Below are 26,542 nucleotides of genomic sequence, written 5' to 3'. Positions count from 1 at the left end.
TAATATGTTAAATACAATGCGTGGACAGACCTGATAACAGATTCTTTCAGAGGATGCCAGCCTTGCGCATATTATGGCGCGGTTTCCAGAATCTGGCCGGGTATCCGGCCGATTACATTAAGGCACGCAGACGCGTCACTGATTTCTGCACCAGCGCGATGGCGTAATCGATCTCTTCTTCGGTGGTAAAGCGACCAAGCGAAAATCGCAGCGAACTGTGCGCCAGCTCTTCGCCGACACCCAAAGCCCGCAGGACATAGGAGGGCTCCAGACTGGCAGAGGTACAGGCAGAACCGGAGGAGAGCGCCAGGTCTTTTAGCGCCATGATCAGCGATTCGCCCTCAACGTTGGCAAAACTGAGGTTAAGAATGTTAGCGGCGCTGTGTTGCAGGTCACCGTTCAGCGTGACGTCCGGCAGCGTACTGATGCCGTGCCACAGCCGGTCGCGCAGGCGTTGCAGGCGCGCCATCTCGGTCTCACGCTCTTCCGCCGCAATGCGATAGGCCTCGCCCATCCCGACAATCTGGTGAACCGGCAGCGTGCCGGAACGCATGCCACGCTCGTGTCCACCGCCATGGATCTGGGCAGCGATCAGCACCCGTGGTTTACGACGGACATAGAGTGCGCCGATCCCTTTCGGGCCATAGAGTTTGTGGGCGGAAAATGACATCAAATCGACCGGCAACACGCTGAGATCGATCGGCAGTTTGCCAACGCTCTGGGTCGCATCAACGTGAAACAGAATGTCGCGTTCACGGCACAGCTCACCAAACGCAGCAATATTCTGAATCACGCCGATTTCATTATTGACGTGCATGATCGAGACTAAAATGGTGTCGTCGCGCAGGGCGTCACGCAGCATTTCAGGGCTGATAATGCCGTTGGCGGCCGGTTTCAGGTAGGTGACATCAAAGCCTTCACGCTCCAGCTGCTGGCAACTGTCGAGTACCGCTTTGTGTTCAGTCTGGCTGGTAATGATATGTTTGCCGCGCGCCTGATGGGCGTGGGCTGCGCCTTTAATCGCAAGATTGTCAGATTCGGTGGCGCCAGAGGTAAACACGATTTCACGCGGATCGGCATTAACCAGTTCGGCCACCTGATTGCGCGCCACATCGACCGCTTCTTCAGATTGCCAGCCAAAACGGTGAGAACGGGAGGCCGGATTACCGAACGTGCCATCCAGCGTCAGAAACTGCATCATTTTGCTGGCTACACGCGGATCGGCCGGCGTGGTGGCGGCATAATCCAGGTAAATCGGTAATTTCATTGCGCTACAGCTCCGTATAAAAAATCATACGTCTTTATAGCAGATTCGGCCCTGCCCGCGTTAGCAGTTAGGGCCGCAACAGTGGGGATTACGAGGCGCGCAGATTGACGTTGATTTCCTGAGCGCGTGGGCTCTGGAAGCGACGATTGTCATTGGCGTTCTGACGATCGGCCACGTCGAGGATCTCCTGATTATTCACCAGCTCAGCCAGCGTAATATTGTTCAGGAAGTCACTGATGCGCACGCTCAGATCGCGCCACAGAACGTGAGTCAGGCAGCGCTCGCCGCCCTGGCAGCCTTCTTTACCCTGGCATTTGGTGGCGTCAACTGACTCATCGACTGCGGTGATTACTTCACCGACCGCGATAGCATTCGACTCTTTACCCAACAGATAACCGCCGCCCGGCCCGCGTACGCTGGCAACTAAGCCATTTTTACGCAGGCGGGAGAACAACTGCTCGAGATACGACAGCGAGATGCCCTGACGCTCGGAAATGTCAGCCAGCGGAACCGGGCCTTCATGGGAGTGAAGGGCAACGTCCAGCATAGCAGTTACGGCATAACGTCCTTTGGATGTCAGTCTCATAGCGTACGACCTCAATAGCGTCCGGTTATCGGAGGATTAGCAAAAGATGTCGGCAAGTCTGACATTCCCGAGTAATTTGGTCAACTATTTAACCAGGTAAAACACTCAAGTATTTAACCTGGTAATTTACTCAACTATTATCGTCTTCTTTCTTCTCGTTTTTTCGCTTTTCAAACGATGAAAGCATGCCGCGCAGAATGTTGAGTTCATCACGTTCCGGCCGGGCACGGGTATAAAGACGACGCAGTTTACTCATCACCTGGCCCGGGTTAGCTTCTCGGATAAAGCCGCTGTTCAGCATCATCTGTTCCATGTGCTGATAGAAGCGCTCAAGGTCATCCACCAGCGGATAAGGCGACTCGGCATACTGCGGCTGCGGGCTGGCTTGTTCCTGCGCCTGCAGCCAGGCCATCCGCACTTCATAGGCGATGATCTGCACCGCCATCGCCAGGTTCAGCGAGCTGTATTCCGGGTTAGCCTGAATCGCGACGTGATAATGACACTTCTGCAATTCTTCATTGGTCAGGCCGACGCGCTCACGACCAAACACCAGCGCCACCGGTGCCTGCTGCCCCTCTTCCACGCTTTTCACGCCACATTCGCGGGCATCAAGCATCGGCCACGGCAGTGAACGGGAACGTGCGCTGGTGCCAACCACTAAACTGCAGCCGGCGATAGCTTCGTCCAGCGAGTCGACGATTTTAGCGTCGCCAATCACATCACTGGCCCCGGCGGCGAGAGAAATCGCCTGTGAATCGGGTTTGACCAGCGGGTTAACCAGATAAAGGTTGGTCAGGCCCATGGTTTTCATGGCGCGGGCGACGGAGCCCATGTTGCCGGTGTGAGAGGTTTCAACCAGCACGATACGGATATTTTGCAGCATTATTGAGGAGTCTCAGCAGCGGGTCAGTAAAATCAGTAGCGCGAATGCTAACATAAAGCAGGACATTTACCGAACACGCTGCTATACTCCGCGCCGTTTTCCCCGTTCTTTAACATCCAGCGAGAGATACCGATGCATCCAATGCTCAACATTGCCGTGCGCGCAGCGCGCAAGGCCGGAAATTTAATTGCCAAGAATTATGAAACCCCGGACGCCGTCGAAGCCAGCCAGAAAGGCAGCAACGACTTCGTAACCAATGTTGATCGCGAAGCAGAACGCCTGATTATCGAAGTGATTCGTAAATCTTACCCGAAACATACCATCATCACCGAAGAAAGCGGTGAACTGGCGGGTGAGGATCAGGACATTCAATGGGTTATCGATCCGCTGGATGGCACCACCAACTTCATCAAACGTCTGCCCCACTTTGCTGTTTCCATCGCCGTGCGCATTAAAGGCCGCACTGAAGTCGCGGTGGTCTACGACCCAATGCGTAATGAACTGTTCAGCGCCGTACGCGGCCAGGGCGCCCAGCTTAATGGATACCGCCTGCGCGGCAGCATCGCTCGCGACCTGGATGGCACCATTCTGGCAACCGGCTTCCCGTTCAAGCTGAAACAGCACGCCCCCGCCTATATGAACATCCTGACCAAACTGTTTACCCAGTGCGCCGACTTCCGCCGCACCGGCTCAGCGGCGCTGGATCTGGCTTATGTCGCAGCCGGTCGCGTTGATGGTTATTTTGAGATTGGCCTGAAGCCATGGGATTTTGCGGCGGGTGAACTGCTGGTACGTGAAGCGGGTGGCCTGGTCACTGACTTCACCGGTAACCACGGTTATCTGCACTCCGGTAATATCGTTGCCGGTAACCCACGCGTGGTGAAAGCCATGCTGTCAAACATGCGTGAAGAGCTGAGCGAAGCGTTAAAACGCTAAGTAACAGCACAGAAAAAGGCGGCTTCTCAGCCGCCTTTTTTATTGCCTGTTTTTCGCGTCGATTAACGACGTTCGTGTGACAGTACCTGACGAGGCTGAGTACGACGACCCACCATCCCCATCACACCGGCCAGCACCGCTTCGATAATCAACAGAATCAGCGCATACCAGCTGGCTTTCGCCGTAGCTGCTGCTGCTTTATCTGCGGCTTCACGTGCCTTCTGCTCGGCCTGCTGTTTCAGTTCCTGATATTTCTGCATCGCCTGCTGATAGCTCTGCTCTGCTTTAGCGACGATCTGATCGACTTCCTGATCGCTTTTACCGGTACGCGCTTTGATAATATTTTTCAGCGCATCACGATCGGCGGCCTGTAATGTATCTGAATGACGATTCATCACGCCTTTTAACCAGTTAGACAGATCGGTATCCGCCGTCTGTGGATGGCTGGCGGTGTTGTTAGCCTGATTCTCCGCATTCTGCGCTTCGTTATTTGCATCCTGCTTTAAATTCTCCGGCTGTAATTCCGGCTTACCGGTCTGGCGCAGCGTAGTTTCCAGTTCGTTCTGCAGGTCATCTAAATTAATATTATTTTCCTGCAGCTTATCTTTCGCCATTTGAGTGACCGATGGCGCAGCGGCGGAAATACCGCTACCTAATGCCTGGAAACCGGAACCGACAATATTCATTGCCCCGCCCAATACACTGCTCGCCAGCGCAATCGCCAGGTAAATAGTGAAAATTGTGCTAAGGCCAAACATCAGTAAACCGTGCAGCGCGCCTTCGCGCTGTGCCAGACGGCCCGCCACGTAGCTACCGGCCGCCATCGCCACCAGCATTTCAATTGCGGTCCAGACCAGTGCGCCGGTACCCAGACCGTCTAATGGGTTCTGTTCCTTCATCGGATCAACGCTGGTCGCGCCAATTGCCGTTCCCAGCAGCGTCAATATGATGTGAACAATCAGCGCGCAAATTACCCCGGCAAAGACGGCGCTCCAGGAAATACGCTTTAGCGGCAATCCCGCTGGCCCGGTCGCCAGCGTTTCGGTATAGCCATTATTAATACGGGTATCAGCCATGAAATATTCTCCTCGCAACAAACAGAAAGGTGCTTTGGTTTTAATCATCCCGGCAGAGAATGCCGTTTTGGTAATAACAGCGTAGACAGTGAATAGTCATTTCACCACCATCGCCAGGCGAGAAAAAAATAAAGATGTGAATTTACATAAATTAGCGAGATACGCTACGCAGCGGAAATTTAATTCCCGCTGCGCTTGTTGAGATTCAGAAAGGTCGAATTCCGCCGCTGAAGGCGGGTTGTGCTGACTGCCATAAAGCGATGCCGGCCACGATTAATATCAGGCTGCCGATTAAGGTGAGCATCGGAACCAATAGCTGCGCCAGTTGATTGTGTCGCGGCTGGGCCAGTCGCTGCGCCACTACACGGGCGCGCTGGACCAGCAAACCAATCAGCGAGATGGTGAGTGCGGTGCCAAGCGCCATCGCCGCCGCTGACAGCACGCCCCAGGCATAAACGCCAATCACTTTGGCAAACAGCAGCATCATGATCGCCCCGGAGCAGGGCCGCAGCCCCATCGATACCACCACCAGCAGTTGGGTTTTCACACTCACCGCCTCGCGTATCTGTTGCGGCGACGGCAGGTGCGCATGTCCGCAACCACAGTGTGCGTGATGCTGGTGATCGGGACGCAGCGTGCGGAAAGCGAGCGCCGGGCGCGGACGTCGCATCTGCCACAGCGTTCGCAGCGCGCGATAACCGATCCAGGCCCCCAGTCCGCTCACCAGCAGATAGCTGCCCTTTTCCAGCCAGAAGCTGCTGAGATGCAGCTGGCGTGAAGAGGTTTGCAGCAGCACCAGCATCACCGTGACCAGCACGATCGCTACTGAACCCTGCAATAGCGAGGCCAGCAGCGTCAGCTTAATACTGGTTTTAACTCTGGCCGGATGGGTTGCCAGAAAAGTGGTAATCACCACTTTGCCATGGCCCGGTCCCAGCGCATGCAAAATGCCGTACAGCAGGCTGAACAGCACCAGTGACAGCCCGGCCTGCTGCGGCTGCTCAGCCACCAGCTGTAACAGCTGAGTCATCTGCCGGTGCAAATCTTTCTGCCAGAGTACGCTTTGCAACAGAATCTGCGACCAGTTGAGCCAGAGTAGCGTGCCGCCGGTCAGCAACAGCGCCGCCAGCAGCCAGAGCGGCCAGAGTCGCGAAGCGCCTGCCGGAGTAGAAATTACTGACATGTGAGAATCACCGTCTGCGCGAACTGCCGACCTAAATCAAGCTCTTCTGCTGGTGCATCAGCCTTATCCAGCGACAGCGCATACTGTTTCAACGAGTCGTTGGGCTTTGGCGTGTTCAGCGTAAACTTACAGCGTTGCTGCAGTGCCGGCGGCAGCGTCAGGGCGCTGGCGTTGTCATAAAACATGTCGACAAAATAGCTGGGATCAAAGGTCAGGATGTCAAACCGCTGCCCGGTCAGTACCGGCGGCTCCGCCAGCGGCAGAATAAACTCCAGCACCGCCTTATGACCGTTACGCGAGAGATGATATTCGTCAGGCAGATTCAAAAATTTCACCCGCTGTTGGTTATGCCAGATTTCTGAGAAGTAGTGCTGGCCCAGCACGTTAGCCATCACACCGGCCGCCAGCTTTTTCCACACCACGCTGCCTGGCTTCGCCTCGCCAGCGTCATACAGCAGATCGGCAGAGGTGATCTCATCCATGGTCCAGGTCATTTTTAAGCCGGTGAAGGTATCCCCCTTCGCCACCAGTTCGGTTTTCATGTCGATGAAACTGTGTGGATGCGCCAGTGCCGCCGGACTTAAGACCATCAGTAATACAAAGCGTGTGCGTTTCATAATGTTATAAAGTAACGTTCCCGATGAAAAGAATCCATAAGTAACAAAATTTTGTGACCCGCCTTAAACCTCTGACTAAAAAAACCGCCTGACAGCTACCGGGACTGACGGGGTTGGCTATTCTTAGCTCAAATTAGCCTGCTGGAAATCTGATTGATGAGTTCTGCTACCCCTTTGGCACCACTCTTCACCCGTTCACAGCGACAGTGCCATCTTTTATTACTGTTATTTCTGCCGACTCCCGCGCTTACGCTTGAAAAAGTCTGCCAGTTAAATGGTGTTGATCCTGCGGTTGCCCGACAGGATATCGCGGAAGTGGGTGACGAGATACAGCGATATCACCGGCTGGAACTGCACCAGATGGTGGATGGCAGCTTTCGTCTTCATGGTACAGAGTTGGATCGGCGCCTCTGTTTGCTGCACAACCTGCGACGCAGTTTGCGTTTGTCACAGACCTTTGTCTGTGAGCATTTTGCCGCCCCACTGCGTCAGCGTCTGAAGGTCATGAAGATTGAGAAAGCGCTCTACGATGAGACTAACCTGCAGGCGTTAATTCAGCACTGCGGGCTGCGACTGGGTCGCGAGTTTAGCGAACGGGATCGGCTGTTTTTGCAGATTTTTATGAAGTATGGGCTGTGCCAGCGACAACCCGCGCTGTTTAGCGATCCGCAGCGCGTCTGGCTGCAACATAAGGCAGAACGCCAGGCGGCTGAGGATGTCATTCATCACTGGCGCAAACGCTGCCATCTGGCACCGCACATCAGCGAAACGGATTTCTGGACGCTGCTGTTCAGCCTGATCCACACCCCGCAGGCCGATCGGGCAAAGCATCCCTGCGAGCAGCGATTAATGGCGGCGACGGTACAGCTGATTGCCGATTTTGAGCAGTGTGCTGCGGTGACCTTTGCTGACCGCGCCGATCTGCTGCAGCAGCTCTATACCCATCTGGCGCAGGCGCTGGATCGCACTCACTTTACCATCGGCATCGACAACAGCGTGGCGCTGGATGTCAGCCGACTCTATCCGCGCCTGTTACGCACCACCCAGCTGGCGCTGCGCGCTTTTGAATATGAATACCAGATCGCTTTTACCCCGGAAGAGGTGAGCCTGATTACGGTGATTTTTGGTGCCTGGCTGATGCAGGAAAATGCGTTGCAGGAGAAGCAGGTGCTGATATTAACCGGCGAAGATCCGCAGCTGGAGCAGGATGTCGAGCAGCAGATCCGTGAAATCACCCTGCTGCCGATCAATATTACCTACCAGCAGGTGAGCAGTTTCCAGCGCGATGGCGCGCCGCGCGAAGTTGACCTGATTATTTCACCGTACGCCACCTCGCTGCCGCTCTACTCACCGCCGCTGATACATGCAGAACTGCCGCTGACGGCGCACCATCAGCAGCGTATCCGTTATTTGCTCGAGTCGTAACGCGGGCGCAGGAACAGCGCAGGCAGCGCAACTAACGCCATCACCCAAAACAGATGCCCCTGCAGATGGGTAAACAGCACGCCGCAAATCATGGTCATCACTGCGATTCCGCCGCCCATTGCCAGCGCGGAATAGAGCGATTGCAACCGGATCACCTCAGCGCCCTGACGGGCAGCAATAAAGCGCATCGCCGCCAGATGGCAGACGGTGAAGCTGCCGCAGTGCAGAATCTGCGCCACAATCAGCAGCGGCAGCGCGGTGCTGGCACCCAGCAGGCTCCAGCGGATCAGTGCGCAGATGCCCGATAGCAGCAGCAAATCGCGCGCGCTCCAGCGACGAAACAGGCGATTGCTGAGCGCAAAAATAATAATCTCCGCCACCACGCCCAGCGACCAGAGATAGCCCACCGTTGAGGCCGAATAGCCGCTCTCCTGCCACCAGATAGCACTGAAGCCGTAATAGGCGGCATGCGCCCCCTGCAGCAGCGTCACGCACAGCATAAAACGCCAGACCGCATTCTCACGCAGCAGGTCACGCCAGACCGGCCAGCCACCGCCTGTTGCGCCCTGCCGCTCATTCCCCTGCGGATGGGTGGCTGGGGTGAGCATCATCCCGGCCAGCATGCTGAGCGCCCCCACCGACAGTAACAATAATATTGCCTGCGAAGAGTAAGCGCTGACCAGCACCCCGGTCAGCGCCGAACTGATCACAAATGCCAGCGATCCCCACAGCCGTACCGGACCGTAAGCCAGGCCAATCTGCTGCGTCCAGGTGGCGGCAAGCGCATCACTGAGCGGCACCAGCGGCGAGAAAAACAGGTTAAAGCCAATCATCACCGCCAGCAGCCACATCCACTGCTGCCCGACCCAGTAGCCAATGGCGAACAGGCAGGTCATCAGCGCCAGCAGGCGAAGTGCGGTAATTAACTGTGCCGGATTTTTTACCTGCGAGGCGATAAGCAGGCTGCCGACAAAGCGCGCCACCATGCCACACCCCAGCAGCAGACCGATTTTTTCCGCATCAAGGCCGGTGCCTTTGAGCCATACGCCCCAGAAAGGCAGGTAGATGCCGTAACAGAAGAAGTAAGTGAAGTAGCCCAATCCGAGCCATCTGGCGGAGCCGATTGCCATATTCCCTCCAGCAAGTGTGCTGCCTGGCAGCAAGAGTCGGCGCTACTCTGGCAGAGCGCCACACCTCAGGCAATAAAAAAGGATGGCTGATGCCATCCTTTTTATGCGATTACACAAGAAGTTAACGCTTAAGCATAGACCGGCAGACGGCTGCAGATTTCCAGCACTTTCTGTTTGGTGCGCTCAATGGTCGCTTCGTCGTTGATGTTATCCAGCACGTCAGCAATCCAGCCCGCCAGTTCACGTACGTCCGCTTCGTTGAAGCCACGACGCGTAACGGCTGGCGTACCGATACGAATACCCGAGGTGACAAACGGGCTCTTCGGATCGTTCGGGACGCTGTTTTTATTTACCGTGATGTTAGCACGGCCCAGCGCCGCATCGGCTTCTTTACCGGTCAGGTTTTTGCTCACCAGATCGATCAGGAACAGATGGTTATGGGTGCCGCCAGAGACGATGTTGTAGCCGCGTGCGATCAGCACCTCGACCATCGCTTTGGCATTTTTCGCGACCTGCTGCTGATAGGTTTTGAATTCCGGCTCCATCGCCTCTTTGAACGCCACCGCTTTACCGGCGATCACGTGCATCAGAGGACCGCCCTGTCCACCCGGGAACACCGCAGAGTTCAGTTTTTTATACAGCTCTTCGTCACCGTTTTTCGCCAGGATGATCCCGCCGCGCGGACCCGCCAGCGTTTTGTGGGTGGTCGAGGTCACGATGTGCGCATGCGGCACCGGGCTTGGGTAGACGTCAGCGGCAATCAGACCGGCAACGTGCGCCATATCAACGAACAGCCATGCGCCCACGCTATCGGCGATTTCACGCATTTTTGCCCAGTCACATACGCCGGAATAGGCAGAGAAACCGCCGACAATCATTTTTGGCTTATGCGTTTTGGCCAGTTCAGCCAGCTCGTCGTAGTCGATCTTGCCGGTTTCATCGATGCCGTAAGCGACTACGTTGTAGAGTTTGCCAGAAAGGTTAACCGGTGAGCCGTGGGTCAGGTGTCCGCCGTGGGCCAGGTTCATGCCAAGGATGGTATCGCCCGGCTGCAGCAGCGCGGTATAAACCGCGAAGTTCGCCTGAGAACCTGAATGTGGCTGCACGTTAGCGTAATCAGCGCCAAACAGCTGTTTAGCGCGGTCAATCGCTAATTGCTCAACGATATCAACATATTCACAACCGCCGTAGTAGCGTTTGCCTGGATAGCCTTCGGCGTATTTGTTGGTGAGCTGCGAACCTTGCGCCTGCATAACGCGCGGGCTGGTGTAGTTTTCAGAAGCAATCAGTTCGATGTGCTCTTCCTGACGCACTTTCTCTTGCTCCATCGCCTGCCACAACTCGGCATCATAATCGGCAATGTTCATATCACGCTTTAACATCCGCATCTCCTGACTCAGCTAACTTTTTTAACGGCAGTTTAAGCCCCACCGGGGCGAAGGCCCACAGTGTAAACCGTTTTATCAGGTGAAGGTAGGGTGAATCCCCTCTTTTTACGCAAACGATTGGCTATGCAGCGGCACGGGATTTTTACGCTTTTTTCTGGTCAGACTGCGCCACGATTTTTCTTCAGGATGTGACGGAGATTTCCTCATCCAGCGGCCATACGCGGCTTGCCAGGCGATCAGAAAGTTAAAGCGGTTATTTACAGCGCAGCCGGCATAGCTATAAGATGCATTTAAAATGCAACTTTACATGTGAGGTTCCTCCTATGCTTGATGCGCAAACCATCGCGACCGTTAAATCGACCCTGCCCGCCATTGCGGCCTGCGGTCCGAAACTCACCGCCCACTTCTATGACCGCATGTTGTCGCACCATCCCGAACTAAAAAACGTCTTCAACATGAATAACCAGCGCAATGGCGATCAGCGTGAAGCGCTGTTTAATGCAATTTGCGCCTACGGTGCCAACTTGGAAAATCTGGCGGTGCTGCTGCCGGCGGTGGAAAAAATTGCCCAGAAGCATACCAGCCTGAATATTCAGCCTGATCAGTACGCCATCGTCGGCGAAAATTTACTGGCAACTATCAAAGAGCTGCTGGATCCGGGTGAAGAGGTGCTGGCGGCCTGGGGCCGGGCTTACGGCGTGCTGGCAGAGGTGTTTATCCAGCGTGAAGAGCAGATTTATCAGGCCTCGGAACAGCAAACGGGCGGCTGGCGGGGGACCCGCGCCTTCCGCATCAGCGCGATTGAGCAACAGAGCGCGGTAATCAAAAGCTTCACTTTTACGCCGGTCGATGGCGGACCGGTGGCCGCGTTTGAGCCGGGCCAGTACCTGACGGTGCACCTGCAGCCCGCCAGTTTCGAACATCATCAGATTCGCCAGTATTCCCTGACCAACCTGAGTAACGGTAAAGATTACCGCATTGCGGTGAAGCGTGAGGACAAAGGCACGGTTTCTGGCTGGCTGCATCAGTATGGTCAGGTGGGCGATGAAGTGCAGCTGGCTGCGCCGCACGGTGACTTCTTCCTGCAGACTGAGGCTGAAACGCCGGTAGCGCTGATCTCGGCTGGCGTCGGTCAGACCCCGATGCTGGCCATGCTGCATGCGCTGGCCGCGCAGCAGCATCCTGCTGCGGTAAGCTGGCTGCACGCCGCGGAAAATGGCGAGCAGCACGCCTTTGCTGATGAAGTAAAAGCGACCGGCGCACAGCTCAGCGATTTCGTTTCGCAAGTCTGGTATCGTCAGCCTGCCCCGCAGGATGCCGGCGCCTATGATGCGCAGGGCCTGATGGACGTGACGGCGATGGCGGCACGTTTACAGTCACCGCAGACACAGTTCTACCTGTGTGGTCCACTGGGCTTTATGCAGCATGTGGTGGCGCAGCTGCGTGATGCTGGCGTTGAGGACGCGCGCATCCATTACGAACTGTTCGGTCCGCATAAAGGCATGTGATTGCACCATAAAAAAAGCCCGCATCGCAGCGGGCTTTTTTAATCCGGCGAACTCAGATCGCCTCTTCATCCTCTTCGCCCGTACGAATGCGCACCACACGCGCCACGTCAAAGACAAAGATTTTACCGTCACCGATTTTACCGGTCTGCGCAGTGCGCATGATGGTTTCAACACAGGTATCAACGATATCGTCGCCGACCACCATCTCAATTTTTACTTTCGGCAGAAAGTCGACCATATACTCTGCGCCACGATAGAGTTCGGTATGGCCTTTCTGGCGGCCGAACCCTTTCACTTCACTCACGGTCATGCCGGTGATGCCGACTTCAGCTAAGGCTTCACGTACATCATCGAGTTTGAATGGTTTGATAATCGCATCAATCTTTTTCATGTCAGACCCTTTTCTCTCTCCCTCCGTGGTCGGAAGGGTTTATCAAGTATAAATGTTGCTGGCGCGGCCGGGCAGCGAATATCCGCCATGCGGATCACGCTTTGCCCTGGCGGGATTGCGGCGCACGCTACTCTTTAAAATCGCTGGCGTCCAGTTCGTGACGAGACAGCAGCTTATAGAACTCAGTACGGTTGCGTCCAGCCAGACGCGCAGCATGGGTCACATTGCCTTTAGTCATCTGCAGTAACTTACGCAGATAGTTCAGCTCGAACTGATTGCGCGCCTCGACAAAGGTCGGCAACGCACTGTTTTCACCGCTCAGCGCCTGCGCCACCAGCGCATCACTGATCACCGGTGACGCGCTGAGCGCCACACACTGCTCAACCACGTTGACCAGCTGACGCACGTTACCCGGCCAGCTGGCGGCCATCAGGCGTTTCATCGCATCGACAGAAAAACTGCGGATTTGCGGTTTGTGCCGTTCCGCCGCCTGACGCAGCAGATGATTCGCCAGCAGCGGGATATCCTCCGTCCGCTGATGCAGCGCCGGAATTTTCAGGTTAACCACGTTGAGGCGATAGAACAGATCCTCGCGAAACTCTTTTTTCTCCATCGCCTTAGGCAGATCGCGGTGGGTGGCGGAAATGATACGCACGTCGATATCCATGTCGTGATCGCTGCCGACCGGCCGTACTTTGCGCTCCTGCAGTACCCGCAGCAGCTTAACCTGCAGCGCCTGTGGCATGTCGCCGATCTCATCAAGAAACAGCGTGCCGCCACCGGCCGCTTTGAACAGCCCATCACGGGCGCTCACCGCGCCGGTAAATGCCCCTTTGGCGTGACCAAACAGCTCAGACTCCAGCAGTTGTTCCGGCAGCGCACCGCAGTTGATGGCGATAAACGGCTTGCCGTGACGTGGACTGGCGGCATGGATGGCCTGTGCCAGCATCTCTTTACCGGTACCGCTCTGCCCGTTAATCAGCACGCTGACATCAGACTGCGCCACCATATGCGCCTGCTCCAGCAGCCGCAGCATCAACGGGCTGCGGGTAACAATCGCTTCGCGCCAGCGGTCATCGCTGATCGGCGCCTGCTGCGCCAGCGCTTCATCAATCGCTTTGTAGAGCGCATCACGATCCACCGGCTTGGTCAGAAAGCTGAACACGCCCTGTTGGGTGGCGGAGACCGCATCCGGAATCGAGCCGTGCGCGGTCAGGATAATCACCGGCAGCCCCATATGGCGTTTCTGGATTTCGCCAAACAGCGCCAGCCCGTCCATTTCATCCATCCGCAAATCGCTGATAACCAGCTCAATTTTTTCTTTCTGCAGCAGGCGCAACGCTTCCGGGCCGCTGGCGGCCGTGGTGACCTGGTAACCTTCGCTGCTGAGACGCATGCCCAATAGCTTCAGCAGGCTGGGATCGTCATCGACCAGCAGCAGTCGGGCGGCTTGTTTAACCATTATTGCTCCTCGTCCTGCGGCAGTGCAGTGCCGTGACTGCTGTCAGAGACATCCGGCGCTTTGCGGGATGATAGCTGGCGCTCAATGTCGGTCAATCGCTCCAGCTTACGCTGTGTATCACTCAGCTGCTGTTGCTGCCTGATCATCTGCTGCCGGAGTGTCTCCTGCTGGGCATCACTGCTTTGTTGCAGGTGCGCGTAACGGGTTCGCGCTTCGCTGAGGTCAAGTTGCGCCGCCTGATTGCTGCGCCACAGCTGAATGAGCGGACGAACCGGAGCAGGAAAATCACTGCTGTAGCTGTCCAGGGTGGCGACATACTGGCGCCGCTCGACCGGCGTGACGTTGCCGTTAGCCATTAACACGCCCTGCTTAAAGGCGCGTGACCAGCCGTCTGCCGGCCAGCGGTGCGCTTCAGCCCGGGCTTCGGCTGGCGACAACCGTTCTGCACAGTCGATGGTGCGCATCCAGTAGAGCGGATTAGCCAGCGCCGCGTGGTTTTCAATCTGCCACACATCACTGCAGCGGGTCGCCAGATAATCAGCTATTTTGACCTCCGGTTCCGTCACCGGATGGCCCGACGGCAGCGATGAGGTGGCCGGAGAGGCAGTACATCCGCTGAGCAGCAGCGTGGTCAGCGTGCTCAACAGCAAAGCGGGTAAATATTTCATCAGTCAGACATTCCCGGCTGTGGTGTTCAGTTCAATGCGAAAACAGACGCCGGTGCGATCGCTGGAGACCAGCGACAGGTCGCCCTGCATCCGGCGCAGACAATCTTTGGCAATACTCAGGCCCAGCCCGCTGCCTTTCACCGGCCCTTTACGCTGCTGGCTTCCCTGAAAGAACGGCTCGAATATCATCTTCTGCTCGTCCGGCGGAATCGGGATGCCGCTGTTGGCAACCTCGATCCAGATCCGATCGCCCTGCTGCTGACTGCGCAGCCAGATGGTACCGGATTCGCTGCCGTAGTTCACGGCGTTCGAATAGAGGTTGTCGATCACCCGCATCAATAACGTCGGCTCGGCCAGACAGCGGGTCGCGTTGAGATCCAGCACCGTCTGCATCAGTTTGGTCCGCGCCGAAAGCGCATGCGCGCTGACCACCCGTGCCACAATTTCATCCAGCCTGACCGTTTCCAGTTGGGTCGGGCCATCGGCCAGTTTACGGTTGTAATCCAGCAGTTGCTCAATCAACCGCTGCAGATGGCGGCTGCTGCTGTCCAGAATCGACACCACCTCTTTCTGCTCGCTATTAAGCGATCCGGCCACTTCATCCGCCAGCAGTTCGGTGCCTTCGCGCAGGCTGGCTAACGGCGTTTTCAATTCGTGGGAGAGATGACGCAGGAATTCATGACGCTGGGTTTCCAGCCAGGCCAGTCGCTCACTCAGCCAGAGGATACGCTGGCCGAGTGACCGCAGCTCACGCGGGCCGCGAAGCTCTATGCTGCTGCCCAGTTCGCGTCCTTCACCCAGCCGGTTGATCATCCGTTCAATGCGCTTAACCGGCCCGATGATCATGCCGGTGAAGAGCATCATTAACGCCAGGCTGATGATAAACAGAATCAGCGCCTGCCAGCCAAAGAACTGGCCGCGATCGGCAATCTCACGCTGTAGCTGTAAGCCACGTGAAAACACCACTTCGCGCGTATCCTGCACCATCCGGATATTAGTGGCCGAGAAGCGATCCAGCGCCTCGGCGGCGCGCGGCACCGGATTGCCATTGTCGCACTGCGGTTGGGTCAGCAGGGGCAGCGTGGCTTGCAGTGTCTGGAAAGCCGGCAGTTCCGGCAGGCTGGCGCTGTGGGCGCTCAGCATCTGGCTGTAACGAGTACGCTGCGTTTGATAGAGCCGCGCCAGCGAGGCATCATCCAGCACGCAGTACTGGCGATAGCTGCGCTCCAGTTCAACCGCGGTGCGGGCCATCGCCTCGCTGCGGCGCACGTCGGTGAAGGTGTTGCGGTTGGTATCCGCCGCCTGTTCGCTGAGGGCTGAAAGGCTTTCCCACGCCTGCCAGGCCAGCACCAGCAGCGGTAACAGCACCAGCACAAACGCCATCAGCACCAGCTGGCGCAGAGAACGGGGAAATAAACGCCATCTTTTCACGCGGCCGCTTCCTTAGAAAAATGCTGTCTGGATGCTAGCGGACTCTGATGCAGGAAGAAAGAGGCAGAAAAGAAAACGGCAGGCGCGCTGGCCTGCCGTTGACGCGACGCCAGCGGCATCGCGGAACAATGGGTGGAGCCTTACTCAACGTTACGTCCGGCGTTTGATAACGTTGCATAGCAAACGATTATCGATGAGGTGGACGGCAGGCTCCGTTTGGTGCGTCATTCGGGTTTTATGAGCTCTTTTCCGCAGTGCGGGGCAATCATAAACAGGTGAATGAGCAGCGCACGGAGTATAGCAAGTTTCATGCCAATTAATAAATAACTATATTTTTCAGTTAATTGTCAGATTCACCGGACTATCGGCAGCGTTAGCGAACCGCAAAAGCCGGTAAAAGTGTCGCCTGAAAGCAACACTCAGCACAAGAGGAAAACTAGCTGATATAAATCAGCAGGATAAATGTCGCCAGACGGCGACACCGTTAAGCCACGGCTGTCGCCATTTGCCAACAGCCGCCTGAAAATAAAACAGGAGGCGCTGTGGCCTCCTGTTGTTATCAGCGGATTATTTAACCCAGCTGTTTACGTGCGTTGCGGAAAATACGCATCCACGGGCTGTCTTCGCCCCACTCTGCCGGATGCCAGGAGTGGCTGACGGTGCGGAACACCCGCTCCGGATGCGGCATCATGATGGTGACGCGGCCGCTTTCGTTGGTGACCGCAGTGATACCGTTTGGCGAGCCGTTCGGGTTAGCCGGATAGGTTTCTGTCACTTTGCCGAAGTTATCGATAAAGCGCAGCGCCACCAGTCCTTTCGCTTCCAGTGCGGCCAGATGAGCCGGGTCGCGCACTTCTACAAACCCTTCCCCATGGGAAACCGCGATAGGCATATGCGATCCGGCCATTCCGTCCAGTAACAGCGACGGGCTGGCTGCCACTTCGACCAGGCTGAAACGGGCTTCAAACCGCTCAGACTGGTTACGCACAAAGCGTGGCCACAGGTCACTGCCGGGAATCAGTTCACGCAGGTTGGACATCATCTGACAACCGTTACAGACGCCGAGCGCCAGCGTCTGCGGACGGTGGAAGAAGGTTTCAAACTCATCGCGTACCCGAGCGTTGAACAGGATTGATTTTGCCCAGCCTTCGCCCGCGCCCAGCACGTCGCCGTAAGAGAAGCCACCACAGGCAACCAGCGCCTGGAACTCTTCCAGACCGCGCCGTCCGGCCAGCAGGTCGCTCATGTGCACATCAACCGCGGTAAAGCCGGCCCGGTCAAAAGCCGCTGCCATTTCAACGTGCGAATTGACGCCCTGCTCACGCAGCACCGCAACCCGTGGACGCGCGCCAGTGGCGATCATCGGGGCTGCGACATCTTCCTGCGGATTGAAGGTCAGCGTAACGTTGAGGCCCGGATCGCTGTCGTTCTTTTTCGCCTGGTGTTCCTGATCGGCGCAGGCCGGGTTATCACGCAGGCGCTGCATCTGCCAGGTGGTTTCTGCCCACCAGGTGCGCAGCGTAGTCCGGCTTTCGCTGTAAACCGCGCTGTCGCCCGAACGAATCACAAAGCGGTCGCCTGGCTGAGCATGACCCAGCAGATGACTACAGTCTGCCAGACCGTGATCGGCCAGAATTTGCTCTACCGCCGCGCGATCGGCAGCGTTAATCTGAATCACCGCGCCCAGCTCTTCGGTAAATAAGGCGGCCAGTGGGTCATTGCCCAGCGCCGCGATATCAACTTCAACACCGCAGTGGCCGGCAAAGGCCATTTCTGCCAGCGTCACTAACAGGCCACCGTCGGAACGATCGTGGTAGGCCAGCAGTTTCTGCTGCGCCACCAGCGCCTGCATCGCATTGAAGAAGCCCGCCAGCTGGCTGGCATCACGCACATCGGCTGGCTTGTCGCCCAGTTGACGATAAACCTGTGACAGCGCCGTAGCGCCGAGGGTATTGACCCCGTTACCGAGGTCGATCAGCAGCAGCAGGTTTTCCCGATCGGGCTGCAGCTGCGGCGTGACGGTGCGACGCACATCTTCAACTCGCGCAAACGCGGTGATCACCAGCGACAGTGGCGACGTCATTTCACGCTGTTGGTTGCCTTCCTGCCAGCGGGTTTTCATCGACATCGAATCTTTACCGACCGGGATGGTGATGCCCAGCGCCGGACAAAGCTCTTCGCCGACCGCTTTTACCGCGGCGTACAGACCGGCGTCTTCGCCCGGATGACCGGCAGCCGACATCCAGTTAGCCGACAGTTTGACGCGTTTCAGCGAGCCGATAGAGGTGGCCGCGAGGTTAGTCAGCGCTTCACCCACCGCCAGACGGCCGGAGGCGGCGAAATCGAGCAGCGCAACCGGCGCACGTTCGCCCAGCGCAAAGGCTTCACCGTGATAGCTGTCGAGGCTGGCGGTGGTCACGGCGCAGTTGGCGACCGGGATCTGCCACGGCCCGACCATCTGGTCGCGCGCAACCATGCCGGTCACGCTGCGGTCACCAATGGTGATCAGGAAGGTTTTCTCCGCCACGGCGGGCAGATGCAGCACGCGATTGACCGCATCCACCAGGGTGATGCCATCACGCTGCAGTTCATTGCCCTGCGCCTGCTGCGTCACCACGTCACGCGTCATCTTCGGCGTTTTGCCCAGCAGCACGTCAAGCGGCATGTCGATCGGTTTATTGTCGAAATGGCTGTCGCTCAGGCTCAGATGCAGCTCTTCGGTGGCTTCACCGATTACCGCAAACGGTGCGCGCTCACGCTGGCAAATCGCTTCGAACTCTGCCAGCTTCTCGGGTGCCACCGCCATCACATAACGTTCCTGTGATTCGTTGCACCACACTTCCAGCGGACTCATGCCCGGCTCATCGTTGAGGATATCGCGCAGGTTAAACTGACCACCGCGGCCGCCATCGCTGACCAGCTCAGGCATCGCATTCGACAGACCGCCCGCGCCCACGTCATGAATGAACAGAATCGGGTTGTCATCGCCCAGCTGCCAGCAGCGATCGATCACTTCCTGGCAACGACGTTCCATTTCCGGGTTGTCACGCTGTACCGAGGCGAAGTCGAGATCGGCATCAGACTGGCCCGACGCCATTGAGGAGGCGGCACCGCCGCCCAGACCGATGTTCATCGCCGGACCGCCCAGCACCACCAGCTTAGCGCCGACGGTGATTTCCCCTTTCTGCACGTGGTCAGCACGGATATTGCCAATGCCGCCCGCCAGCATGATCGGCTTGTGGTAGCCGCGCAGCTCGGTGCCATTGTGGCTGGTAACCTGCTCTTCATAGGTACGGAAGTAACCGTTCAGTGCCGGACGACCAAATTCATTGTTAAATGCCGCGCCGCCCAGTGGGCCATCGGTCATGATCTCCAGCGCGCTGACGATGCGGCCCGGCTTGCCGAAATCCTCTTCCCACGGCTGCTCGAAGCCAGGAATACGCAGGTTCGACACCGAGAACCCGACCAGGCCAGCTTTCGGCTTGGCGCCGCGTCCGGTTGCCCCTTCGTCACGGATTTCGCCACCGGAGCCGGTTGCCGCGCCAGGCCACGGTGAAATCGCCGTGGGGTGGTTGTGAGTCTCAACTTTCATCAGGATATGTGCCGCTTCCTGATGCCAGCGGTATTCGCTTTCTGCCGCATCAGCGAAGAAACGGCCGACATCGGACCCTTCCATCACCGCAGCGTTATCTTTGTAAGCAGACAGCACGTAATCCGGCGTCTGCTCCATGGTATTTTTGATCATCTTAAACAGCGATTTCGGCTGCTTCTCGCCATCAATAATCCAGTCGGCGTTGAAGATCTTGTGGCGACAGTGCTCAGAGTTAGCCTGAGCGAACATATAGAGTTCGATGTCGTTCGGATTGCGGCCCAGGCGGGTGAACGCCGCCAGCAGGTAATCAATTTCATCGTCTGCCAGCGCCAGACCCAGCGAGAGGTTAGCCTGGACCAGCGCCTGACGGCCCTCACCCAGCACATCGACACTTTTTACCGGCTGCGGTGAGTGGTGAGCGAACAGCTGCTCAGCTTGCGCCAGATCACTGTAGACCGTCTCCATCATGCGATCATGCAGCAGCGCGCCAAGCGATTGCCACTGCGCCTCGGTTAACTGAGGGGCCTGCACGTAAAATGCCAGACCGCGCTCCAGGCGACGGACCTGCGGCAGATCGCAGTTGTGAGCAATGTCGGTGGCTTTCGATGACCATGGCGAAATGGTGCCAGGACGCGGTGTCACCAGCAGCAGACGCCCTTGTGGCGCATGTTCAGCGAGAGAAGGACCATATTTCAGCAGACGCTGTAAACGGGTCTGTTGGTCGGCGCTCAGTGGCGCGCTGACATCGGCAAAATGGACGTACTCAGCGTAAATATCACTCACCGGCAGGTGAGCGTCCTGAAAGCGGGTCAGCAGTTTGTTTACACGAAATGCCGACAGGGCGGGCGAACCACGCAGAATTTCCATCATAAGATCTCTCGTCTTCGAAACGCCGGGCGACGCTTCATTGGGCGCAACAGGGGAAAACGGGGCGTATTATAGAGAAAGCGCCCTCGCGACGAAACCGTTTGCGCAAAATTTATGGCCCACCGGATTTGCCTGAAATTTGCGCAAAACCTGCTATATGAGTTGCTCAGCTTCGCTTTGTTGCGCAAAATGCCCCTCGCTCTGGGAGTTCAAAGAAGACAAATACTGCCTTTAAAAGACAGAGGCCTTAGAGCCAGCGAGAGATAACTATTTGAAACGCCTAAAATTTAATTATCTGTTTATCGGTCTGGTCGCCGTGCTGTTAGCGATGGCATTGTGGCCGTCCATCCCGTGGTACGGCGGTGGGCAGGATACGATTTCACAGATTAAATCACGGGGAGTATTGCGTGTCAGTACCATCAATTCCCCGCTGACTTACTACACCATAAATCAGGCCCCGGCCGGTATGGACTACGAGCTGGCAAAACGCTTCGCCGATTATCTGGGCGTTAAACTGAAGGTGACGGTCCGCCCGAACCTGAGTGACCTGTTTGACGATCTTGATGAAGGGAAAGCGGATGTGCTGGCGGCGGGCCTGAATTATAACAGCGAACGCCTGGCGCGGTATCGGACCGGGCCCGGCTACTACAACGTTTCGCAACAGCTGGTGTATCGCGTGGATAAGCCACGCCCGAAAAACCTCGGTGATCTCAAGGGGCGGCTGACGGTCGCCTCGGGATCGGCGTACCTCTCCAGCCTGAAAAGCGCCCGCTCTAATCAGTTCCCCGATCTGGACTGGGCGATCTCCACCGATCAAAGCCCGAAAGCGCTGCTGGAAGCAGTGGCGGATGGCAAACTCGACTATACCATCGGCGACTCGGTGACGATCGCCCTGCTGCAACGCATCTATCCGCAGCTGGCAGTGGCGTTTGACGTCACCGATGAAGAGCCGGTGACCTGGTACATGAAGCACAGCGACGATGACAGCCTGAATGCGGCGATGCTCGACTTCTTTAACGGCATGGGTGAAGAAGGCGCAATGGCGCGACTGGAGGAGAAATATCTCGGTCACGTAGGTACCTTTGACTATGTCGATACCCGCACTTTCCTGCGCGCCATCGACAGCACCCTGCCCGACATCAAGCCGCTGTTTGAGAAGTATGCCTCCGGCATCGACTGGCGCCTGCTGGCAGCCATCTCTTATCAGGAGTCGCACTGGAATCCGCAGGCCACCTCGCCGACTGGCGTGCGCGGCATGATGATGCTGACCCGCAATACCGCTGAGAGCCTTGATGTGGGCGACCGCACCGATCCTGAGCAGAGTATTCGCGGCGGCAGTCAGTATCTGCAGAATATGATGGAGAAAGTGCCGCAAACTATCCCGGAAGATGAGCGCATCTGGTTTGCACTGGCGGCCTACAACATGGGCTATGCCCACATGCTCGACGTGCGCAAACTGACGGCGCGTCAGGGCGGCAATCCGGATAGCTGGGCGGACGTTAAGCTGCGGCTACCCATGCTGAGCCAGAAGCGTTACTACACCCAGACCACCTATGGTTACGCGCGCGGGCACGAGGCGTATAACTACGTGGAGAACATCCGTAAGTATCAGATCAGTCTGGTGGGGTATCTGCAGGAGCAGGAAAAACGCCTGGCACAGCAGATGGCTGCGCAAGCGGAACTGGCAAAAGGCTATCCGGCAGTTGAACCGAACATCGCCATGAATTAACTCTGGCGTTGCGCCTGACGCAGCGCTTTTTTCTGCTCGCGCCGCATGCGGAAGAAATCACTCAGCATGGCGGCACACTCTTCTGCCAGCACGCCGCTGTGCAATTCAATCTGATGATTCATGCCGGGATGCCCCAGCACATCCAGCAGCGAGCCTGCCGCCCCGGTTTTGACATCATGCGCACCATACACCAGCCGGGTAATGCGACTGTGGACCATCGCGCCCGCGCACATCACGCACGGCTCCAGCGTCACGTAAAGCGTGGTGTTCAGCAGCCGATAGTTTTCCAGTACCTTACCGCCCTGTCGCAGCGCCATCATTTCGGCGTGGGCGGTCGGATCGTGCTGACCAATCGGGCGATTCCAGCCTTCGCCAATCACCCGCTCATCCTGTACCAGCACCGCGCCGACCGGCACTTCGCCCTGCTCCCAGGCTAATCGCGCCAGGCCGAGGGCGTGGCGCATCCAGTATTCATCGCGTTGTTGATTCATGCAGGCCACTCCCGGCAACAGAAAAGCGGCGCATTATAGCGGTCTCGCGGTCGCGGGTGAAACTTATTCCAGCTGTTGCAGTTCGCCCGCCGGCGTGACACGCCAGCGATGCTGGCAGAAAAACAGCAGCGGGTTATCCTGCTTGCTGTCGCTGTACCCGCTGTAAAGCTGCAGCGGCGTGCCGATTTTCTCCTCCAGCTGCGCCACTTTTTCATGGCCGAGACAGCGCATCGCCAGCACCCGACCGCCCCAGCCGCGCTGCATCTGGCTGGCAATCATTTTCACCCGCGGCAGAAAAGCCGAGTCGTAATAGACCTGTTCGACCAGCGACTGTGGTGAGCCGGTAATCAGCCAGACATCGGCGTCATCGCTGCCGAGATAGTCAGTCAGGCGCTGTTGCACCACCGGGAACGCTTTCACCCGCAGGCGAAACCATTGCGCGAATTCAGCTTCAAGACGCAGCAAGGTTCGCTCTGAATGACCAAAGGTGATCGACCACAGCAACAGGCTCATCGGCCAGCGTGCCGCCCGGCCTTTGAACAGCAATCCGAGCCCCACCACCGGCAGCAACGGGACCACCAGCAGCAGATTCAGCGGCCGGCGTCGCAGCAGATAACGCATAAAGGTGCCAAACATATCCTGCTGATGCAGCGTGCCGTCCAGGTCGAAAAATACGATGCGACGTTGTGTACCCTTGGTCAAACAACTCTCCTTTTCGCTGATTTTGCGCCAATAGACTCTATTGTAGCCATCATCAGGCGGCACGGCGATGGCTGTCATTTTTAATTCCGATGACTACAATGCCAGATGAATAGTTTATTCTTCGCAAATTACTCCTGAATCATGAGGATTGGGCATGAGTTCATTGCTGCGCATTCGCCAGCTTTATCCCCGTCTGGCGCTAAACGAACGCCGGCTGGCTGATTTTCTGCTGTCACAACCCGATCGGGCCCGTCATCTGAGTTCGCAAAAGCTGGCGGAGGAGTCAGGCGTCAGTCAGTCGAGCGTGGTCAAGTTCGCCCAGAAGCTGGGCTATAAAGGGTTTCCGGCGCTGAAACTGGCCCTGAGTGAGTCACTGGCCGACAAGGATGCGATTACCGTGCATAACCATATTCTCAGCGATGACCCTCTCAAAATGGTGGGAGAAAAGTTGCTGGCTGAAAAGCTGTCGGCGATTCGCGCCACGCTGGATATCAACAGCGAAGAGAAGCTCAACGAGGTGTTGCAGCTGCTGAAGAATGCCCGGCGCATCCTGCTGGTGGGAATTGGTGCTTCCGGGCTGGTGGCAAAAGATTTTTCATGGAAGCTGATGAAAATCGGGATTAATGCGGTCGCCGAGCAGGATATGCACGCCCTGCTGGCCAGCGTACAGGCGATGGGGCCGGGCGATGTGCTGCTCGCCATCTCTTATACCGGTGAGCGGCGTGAGATCAATCTGGCCGCGCAGGAAGCCGCCCAGGTAGGTGCCGACGTGGTGGCCTTTACCGGCTTCACCCCGAATACCCTGCAACAGAGCGCCAGCCAGTGTCTCTATACCGTAGCGGAAGAGCAAAGCACCCGCAGCGCAGCGATCTCCTCGACCACCGCCCAGCTGGCGCTGACTGACCTGCTGTTTATGGCGCTGGTGCAAAACGATCCGGAACGCGCCTCCAGCCATATCCGGCACAGCGAAGCGCTGGTGAAAAAGCTGGTCTGATCAGCCGGAGGGCGTATAATAGCCGCGCTTTTTCTGTTGTAACCAGGTGGGGAAAATGGCGCTGTTGATCACGGCCAAATGCATTAACTGCGATATGTGCGAACCGGAATGCCCGAACCAGGCCATCTCGCTGGGTGATGCGATTTATGAAATTGACGTCAGCCGCTGCACCGAGTGCATCGGGCATTATGATGAGCCAACCTGTCAGCGGGTTTGCCCGATCGATAACACCATTATTACTGATCCACAGCACACCGAATCACGCGATGCGCTGTGGGATAAGTTTGTGGTGCTGCACGGTTAGCTTTCGATAATCACCGTGGCGCAGGCGTAATGACGTTCGTCAGCCAGCGTCACGTGAACGCTTTTCACGCCCAGTCGCTGTGCCAGTTCATCCGCATGCTGGAAAAAACGTAACCCCGGTTTTCCCAGCGCATCGTTATAAACCTCAAACTGATTAAAGGCCAGACCGCCACGAATGCCGGTGCCAAATGCCTTGGCCGCCGCCTCTTTGACGGCAAAACGCTTGGCGAGAAAGCGCACCGGCTGCTGGTGCGCCTGATATTGCTGCCATTCCGCTTCGCTCAATACCCGCCGCGCCAGTCGATCGCCGGAGCGCTCAATCACCCCGGCGATACGCTCGATTTCAACGATGTCGGTACCCAGCCCGAGAATTGCCATCAGCGACGCGCTTCACGCAGCAGCTGCTTCATCTCCCGGACTGCGTCAGGCAATCCGCTCATCACCGCACGGCCAATAATCGCATGACCGATGTTCAGCTCATGCATTTCCGGCAGCGCGGCAATCGGCAGCACGTTGTGATAGGTCAGACCGTGGCCGGCGTTGACCTTCAGACCAAGGCTGGCCGCGAAGGTAGCCGCCTGACGGATGCGTGCCAGTTCTGCATCGCGTGCCAGGCCTTCCGGGGCTTCAGCGTAGGCACCGGTATGAATTTCGATATACGGCGCTCCGCTGGCCACCGCCGCTTCAATCTGGCGTTGATCGGCATCAATGAACAGTGAGACCAGAATTCCCGCTTCACTCAGCAGCTTGACCGCCGCATTCAGCTTGTCCTGCTGGCCCGCCACGTCCAGTCCGCCTTCGGTGGTCACTTCCTGACGCTTTTCCGGAACCAGACAGCAGAAATGCGGTTTGATATCGCAGGCGATGCCAATCATCTCATCGGTAACCGCCATCTCCAGATTCATCCGCGTCTGGATGGTGTCACGCAGAATACGCACATCACGATCGGTGATATGACGGCGATCCTCGCGCAGATGCACGGTAATGCCATCCGCGCCCGCCTGCTCAGCGATAAACGCCGCCTGCACCGGATCGGGATAGTTTGTCCCGCGCGCGTTACGTACCGTGGCAATGTGATCGATATTGACGCCTAACAGCAACTCAGACATGACCATCCTCACTTCTTGTTTGTCGTAATGTTGAGTGTACCGCGTTGCATCCGGCAAGCGGTACGACCAGCGCTATTCAGCGGCTTCGTCGGTTTTTTTCTTCGGGATAAACTGACGAAACAGTTCCTGACTCTTGAGCGGCTTACCGCCAAGGTAAGGTTTCAGGGCGATACGGGTGAACCGCTTAGCGGCTCGCAGGCTGTCGGCATCAGGGAATTCGCGCTCACACAGGGCGCGCAGCTGGCGACCGGTGAAGCTGCGTTGATTCAGCACCAGGCTGGCGATAAAGCCGCGCTCTTCGCGGTAGCTGTAGGTCATCTCGTCGCTGACCGGCTCGCCACTGCCGGCACAGTGCAGGAAATCGACGCCGTAGCCAAGATGGCCGAGCAGCGCCAGTTCAAAGCGGCGCAGGGCCGGTTCTGGCGAGCCCTGAGATGAGGCTAAGCTTTGCAGACAGTTAAGATAATCGAAGAACAGATCGGAGAACGGGAATTCCTGCTCCAGTACGCGGGATATCAGCTCGTTGACGTACAGGCCGCAGTAAAGCGTGATACCGCTGAGCGGTAACGCCAGCGATACCGCTTCGGCATTGCGCAGGGTTTTGACCTCGCCCCGCCCGCTCCAGCGAACCAGCAGTGGGGTAAAAGGCTGTAACGCCCCTTTCAGCTGGGAGCGCCGTGAACGCGCCCCTTTCGCCAGTACCCGCACCCGCCCTTCACTTTCGCTGAACAGGTCGAGCAGCAGACTGGTCTCACTGAAGGGACGACTATGCAGCACAAAGGCGCGTTGCCAGCCTTCCATCGA

At 57.2% G+C, this 26,542-nt stretch carries 24 protein-coding genes; 6 read left to right on the top strand and 18 right to left on the bottom strand.

Going from position 1 to position 26,542, the window contains the following annotated elements; all coding sequences use genetic code 11:
- Nucleotides 1–112: 112 nt before the first annotated feature.
- From FHW04_RS15035 to trmJ, 3 genes are all read right to left on the bottom strand, one after another.
- On the bottom strand, nt 113–1,267 hold the full coding sequence (locus tag FHW04_RS15035; protein WP_031376255.1) for an IscS subfamily cysteine desulfurase: 1,155 nt from the start codon (nt 1,265–1,267) through the stop codon (nt 113–115).
- An 88-nt stretch (nt 1,268–1,355) separates the two neighbouring features.
- The gene (iscR, locus tag FHW04_RS15030; protein WP_031376256.1) at nt 1,356–1,853 is read right to left on the bottom strand and encodes a Fe-S cluster assembly transcriptional regulator IscR; all 498 of its coding nucleotides are present in this window, start codon (nt 1,851–1,853) and stop codon (nt 1,356–1,358) included.
- 130 nt (nt 1,854–1,983) lie between these two features.
- Nucleotides 1,984–2,736: a tRNA (cytosine(32)/uridine(32)-2'-O)-methyltransferase TrmJ gene (gene trmJ / locus FHW04_RS15025; protein ID WP_031376257.1), complete on the bottom strand. Its 753-nt coding sequence runs from the start codon at nt 2,734–2,736 to the stop codon at nt 1,984–1,986.
- Between the two features lie 132 nt (nt 2,737–2,868).
- Here trmJ and suhB point away from each other — a divergent pair, with 132 nt between their 5' ends.
- Nucleotides 2,869–3,672, top strand: a complete 804-nt coding sequence (gene suhB / locus FHW04_RS15020; RefSeq protein ID WP_031376258.1) for an inositol-1-monophosphatase — start codon at nt 2,869–2,871, stop codon at nt 3,670–3,672.
- A gap of 62 nt (nt 3,673–3,734) precedes the next feature.
- Here suhB and FHW04_RS15015 read toward each other — a convergent pair whose 3' ends face one another.
- From FHW04_RS15015 to FHW04_RS15005, 3 genes are all read right to left on the bottom strand, one after another.
- Nucleotides 3,735–4,748, bottom strand: a complete 1,014-nt coding sequence (locus FHW04_RS15015; RefSeq protein WP_031376259.1) for a TIGR04086 family membrane protein — start codon at nt 4,746–4,748, stop codon at nt 3,735–3,737.
- A 205-nt stretch (nt 4,749–4,953) separates the two neighbouring features.
- Entirely contained in the window at nt 4,954–5,931 is a 978-nt protein-coding gene (locus tag FHW04_RS15010) for a nickel/cobalt transporter (RefSeq protein WP_089561668.1), read from the bottom strand.
- On the bottom strand, nt 5,922–6,548 hold the full coding sequence (locus FHW04_RS15005) for a DUF1007 family protein (RefSeq protein WP_089561667.1): 627 nt from the start codon (nt 6,546–6,548) through the stop codon (nt 5,922–5,924). The genes FHW04_RS15010 and FHW04_RS15005 overlap by 10 nt, the downstream gene beginning before the upstream one ends.
- A 156-nt stretch (nt 6,549–6,704) precedes the next feature.
- On the opposite strand from FHW04_RS15005, the gene csiE reads away from it, so the two are divergent.
- A complete protein-coding gene (csiE, locus tag FHW04_RS15000; RefSeq protein ID WP_089561666.1) occupies nt 6,705–7,973 on the top strand; it encodes a stationary phase inducible protein CsiE in 1,269 nt (422 codons plus the stop codon).
- Here the strand turns inward: csiE and FHW04_RS14995 are convergent.
- Both FHW04_RS14995 and glyA read right to left on the bottom strand, forming a co-directional pair.
- Complete coding sequence (locus tag FHW04_RS14995; protein WP_031376263.1) at nt 7,955–9,103, bottom strand: 3-phenylpropionate MFS transporter; 1,149 nt, start codon at nt 9,101–9,103, stop codon at nt 7,955–7,957. The genes csiE and FHW04_RS14995 overlap by 19 nt on opposite strands.
- Before the next feature lie 128 nt (nt 9,104–9,231).
- The gene (gene glyA, locus FHW04_RS14990) at nt 9,232–10,485 is read right to left on the bottom strand and encodes a serine hydroxymethyltransferase (protein ID WP_031376264.1); all 1,254 of its coding nucleotides are present in this window, start codon (nt 10,483–10,485) and stop codon (nt 9,232–9,234) included.
- A gap of 329 nt (nt 10,486–10,814) precedes the next feature.
- On the opposite strand from glyA, the gene hmpA reads away from it, so the two are divergent.
- The gene (hmpA, locus tag FHW04_RS14985) at nt 10,815–11,999 is read left to right on the top strand and encodes an NO-inducible flavohemoprotein (protein WP_031376265.1); all 1,185 of its coding nucleotides are present in this window, start codon (nt 10,815–10,817) and stop codon (nt 11,997–11,999) included.
- 52 nt (nt 12,000–12,051) lie between these two features.
- Here hmpA and glnB read toward each other — a convergent pair whose 3' ends face one another.
- The 5 genes from glnB to purL form a co-directional block, all read right to left on the bottom strand.
- On the bottom strand, nt 12,052–12,390 hold the full coding sequence (gene glnB / locus FHW04_RS14980) for a nitrogen regulatory protein P-II (protein ID WP_003848647.1): 339 nt from the start codon (nt 12,388–12,390) through the stop codon (nt 12,052–12,054).
- Between the two features lie 127 nt (nt 12,391–12,517).
- Nucleotides 12,518–13,852: a two-component system response regulator GlrR gene (gene glrR / locus FHW04_RS14975; protein WP_031376266.1), complete on the bottom strand. Its 1,335-nt coding sequence runs from the start codon at nt 13,850–13,852 to the stop codon at nt 12,518–12,520.
- Entirely contained in the window at nt 13,852–14,520 is a 669-nt protein-coding gene (gene qseG / locus FHW04_RS14970) for a two-component system QseEF-associated lipoprotein QseG (RefSeq protein ID WP_089561665.1), read from the bottom strand. The genes glrR and qseG overlap by 1 nt, the downstream gene beginning before the upstream one ends.
- Nucleotides 14,521–14,523: 3 nt before the next feature.
- Nucleotides 14,524–15,951: a sensor histidine kinase gene (locus FHW04_RS14965; RefSeq protein WP_031376268.1), complete on the bottom strand. Its 1,428-nt coding sequence runs from the start codon at nt 15,949–15,951 to the stop codon at nt 14,524–14,526.
- Between the two features lie 571 nt (nt 15,952–16,522).
- Nucleotides 16,523–20,413, bottom strand: coding sequence for a phosphoribosylformylglycinamidine synthase (gene purL / locus FHW04_RS14960; protein ID WP_089561664.1), 3,891 nt, complete (start codon nt 20,411–20,413; stop codon nt 16,523–16,525).
- A gap of 268 nt (nt 20,414–20,681) precedes the next feature.
- On the opposite strand from purL, the gene mltF reads away from it, so the two are divergent.
- Entirely contained in the window at nt 20,682–22,139 is a 1,458-nt protein-coding gene (mltF, locus tag FHW04_RS14955) for a membrane-bound lytic murein transglycosylase MltF (RefSeq protein WP_031376270.1), read from the top strand.
- Here mltF and tadA read toward each other — a convergent pair.
- Together tadA and yfhb are read right to left on the bottom strand one after the other, a co-directional pair.
- Nucleotides 22,136–22,630: a tRNA adenosine(34) deaminase TadA gene (tadA, locus tag FHW04_RS14950; RefSeq protein ID WP_031376271.1), complete on the bottom strand. Its 495-nt coding sequence runs from the start codon at nt 22,628–22,630 to the stop codon at nt 22,136–22,138. The genes mltF and tadA overlap by 4 nt on opposite strands.
- Before the next feature lie 63 nt (nt 22,631–22,693).
- Nucleotides 22,694–23,332, bottom strand: a complete 639-nt coding sequence (gene yfhb, locus FHW04_RS14945) for a phosphatidylglycerophosphatase C (RefSeq protein ID WP_031376272.1) — start codon at nt 23,330–23,332, stop codon at nt 22,694–22,696.
- Between the two features lie 154 nt (nt 23,333–23,486).
- Between yfhb and FHW04_RS14940 the strand changes: the two genes are divergently transcribed.
- Entirely contained in the window at nt 23,487–24,326 is an 840-nt protein-coding gene (locus tag FHW04_RS14940; RefSeq protein WP_031376273.1) for a MurR/RpiR family transcriptional regulator, read from the top strand.
- Nucleotides 24,327–24,381: 55 nt separating this feature from the next.
- On the top strand, nt 24,382–24,630 hold the full coding sequence (locus FHW04_RS14935) for a YfhL family 4Fe-4S dicluster ferredoxin (RefSeq protein WP_031376274.1): 249 nt from the start codon (nt 24,382–24,384) through the stop codon (nt 24,628–24,630).
- Here the strand turns inward: FHW04_RS14935 and acpS are convergent.
- The 3 genes from acpS to recO form a co-directional block, all read right to left on the bottom strand.
- On the bottom strand, nt 24,627–25,007 hold the full coding sequence (acpS, locus tag FHW04_RS14930) for a holo-ACP synthase (RefSeq protein WP_031376275.1): 381 nt from the start codon (nt 25,005–25,007) through the stop codon (nt 24,627–24,629). The genes FHW04_RS14935 and acpS overlap by 4 nt on opposite strands.
- Entirely contained in the window at nt 25,007–25,738 is a 732-nt protein-coding gene (pdxJ, locus tag FHW04_RS14925) for a pyridoxine 5'-phosphate synthase (RefSeq protein ID WP_089561710.1), read from the bottom strand. Before pdxJ ends, acpS begins: the two co-directional genes overlap by 1 nt.
- Before the next feature lie 72 nt (nt 25,739–25,810).
- Complete coding sequence (recO, locus tag FHW04_RS14920; protein WP_031376277.1) at nt 25,811–26,539, bottom strand: DNA repair protein RecO; 729 nt, start codon at nt 26,537–26,539, stop codon at nt 25,811–25,813.
- Nucleotides 26,540–26,542 lie beyond the last annotated feature (3 nt).

This window comes from Pantoea sp. AN62 (genome assembly GCF_050432985.1).
GTDB classification, from domain to species: domain Bacteria; phylum Pseudomonadota; class Gammaproteobacteria; order Enterobacterales; family Enterobacteriaceae; genus Pantoea; species Pantoea brenneri.
This window is presented reverse-complemented; position numbering and strand designations above follow the sequence as displayed.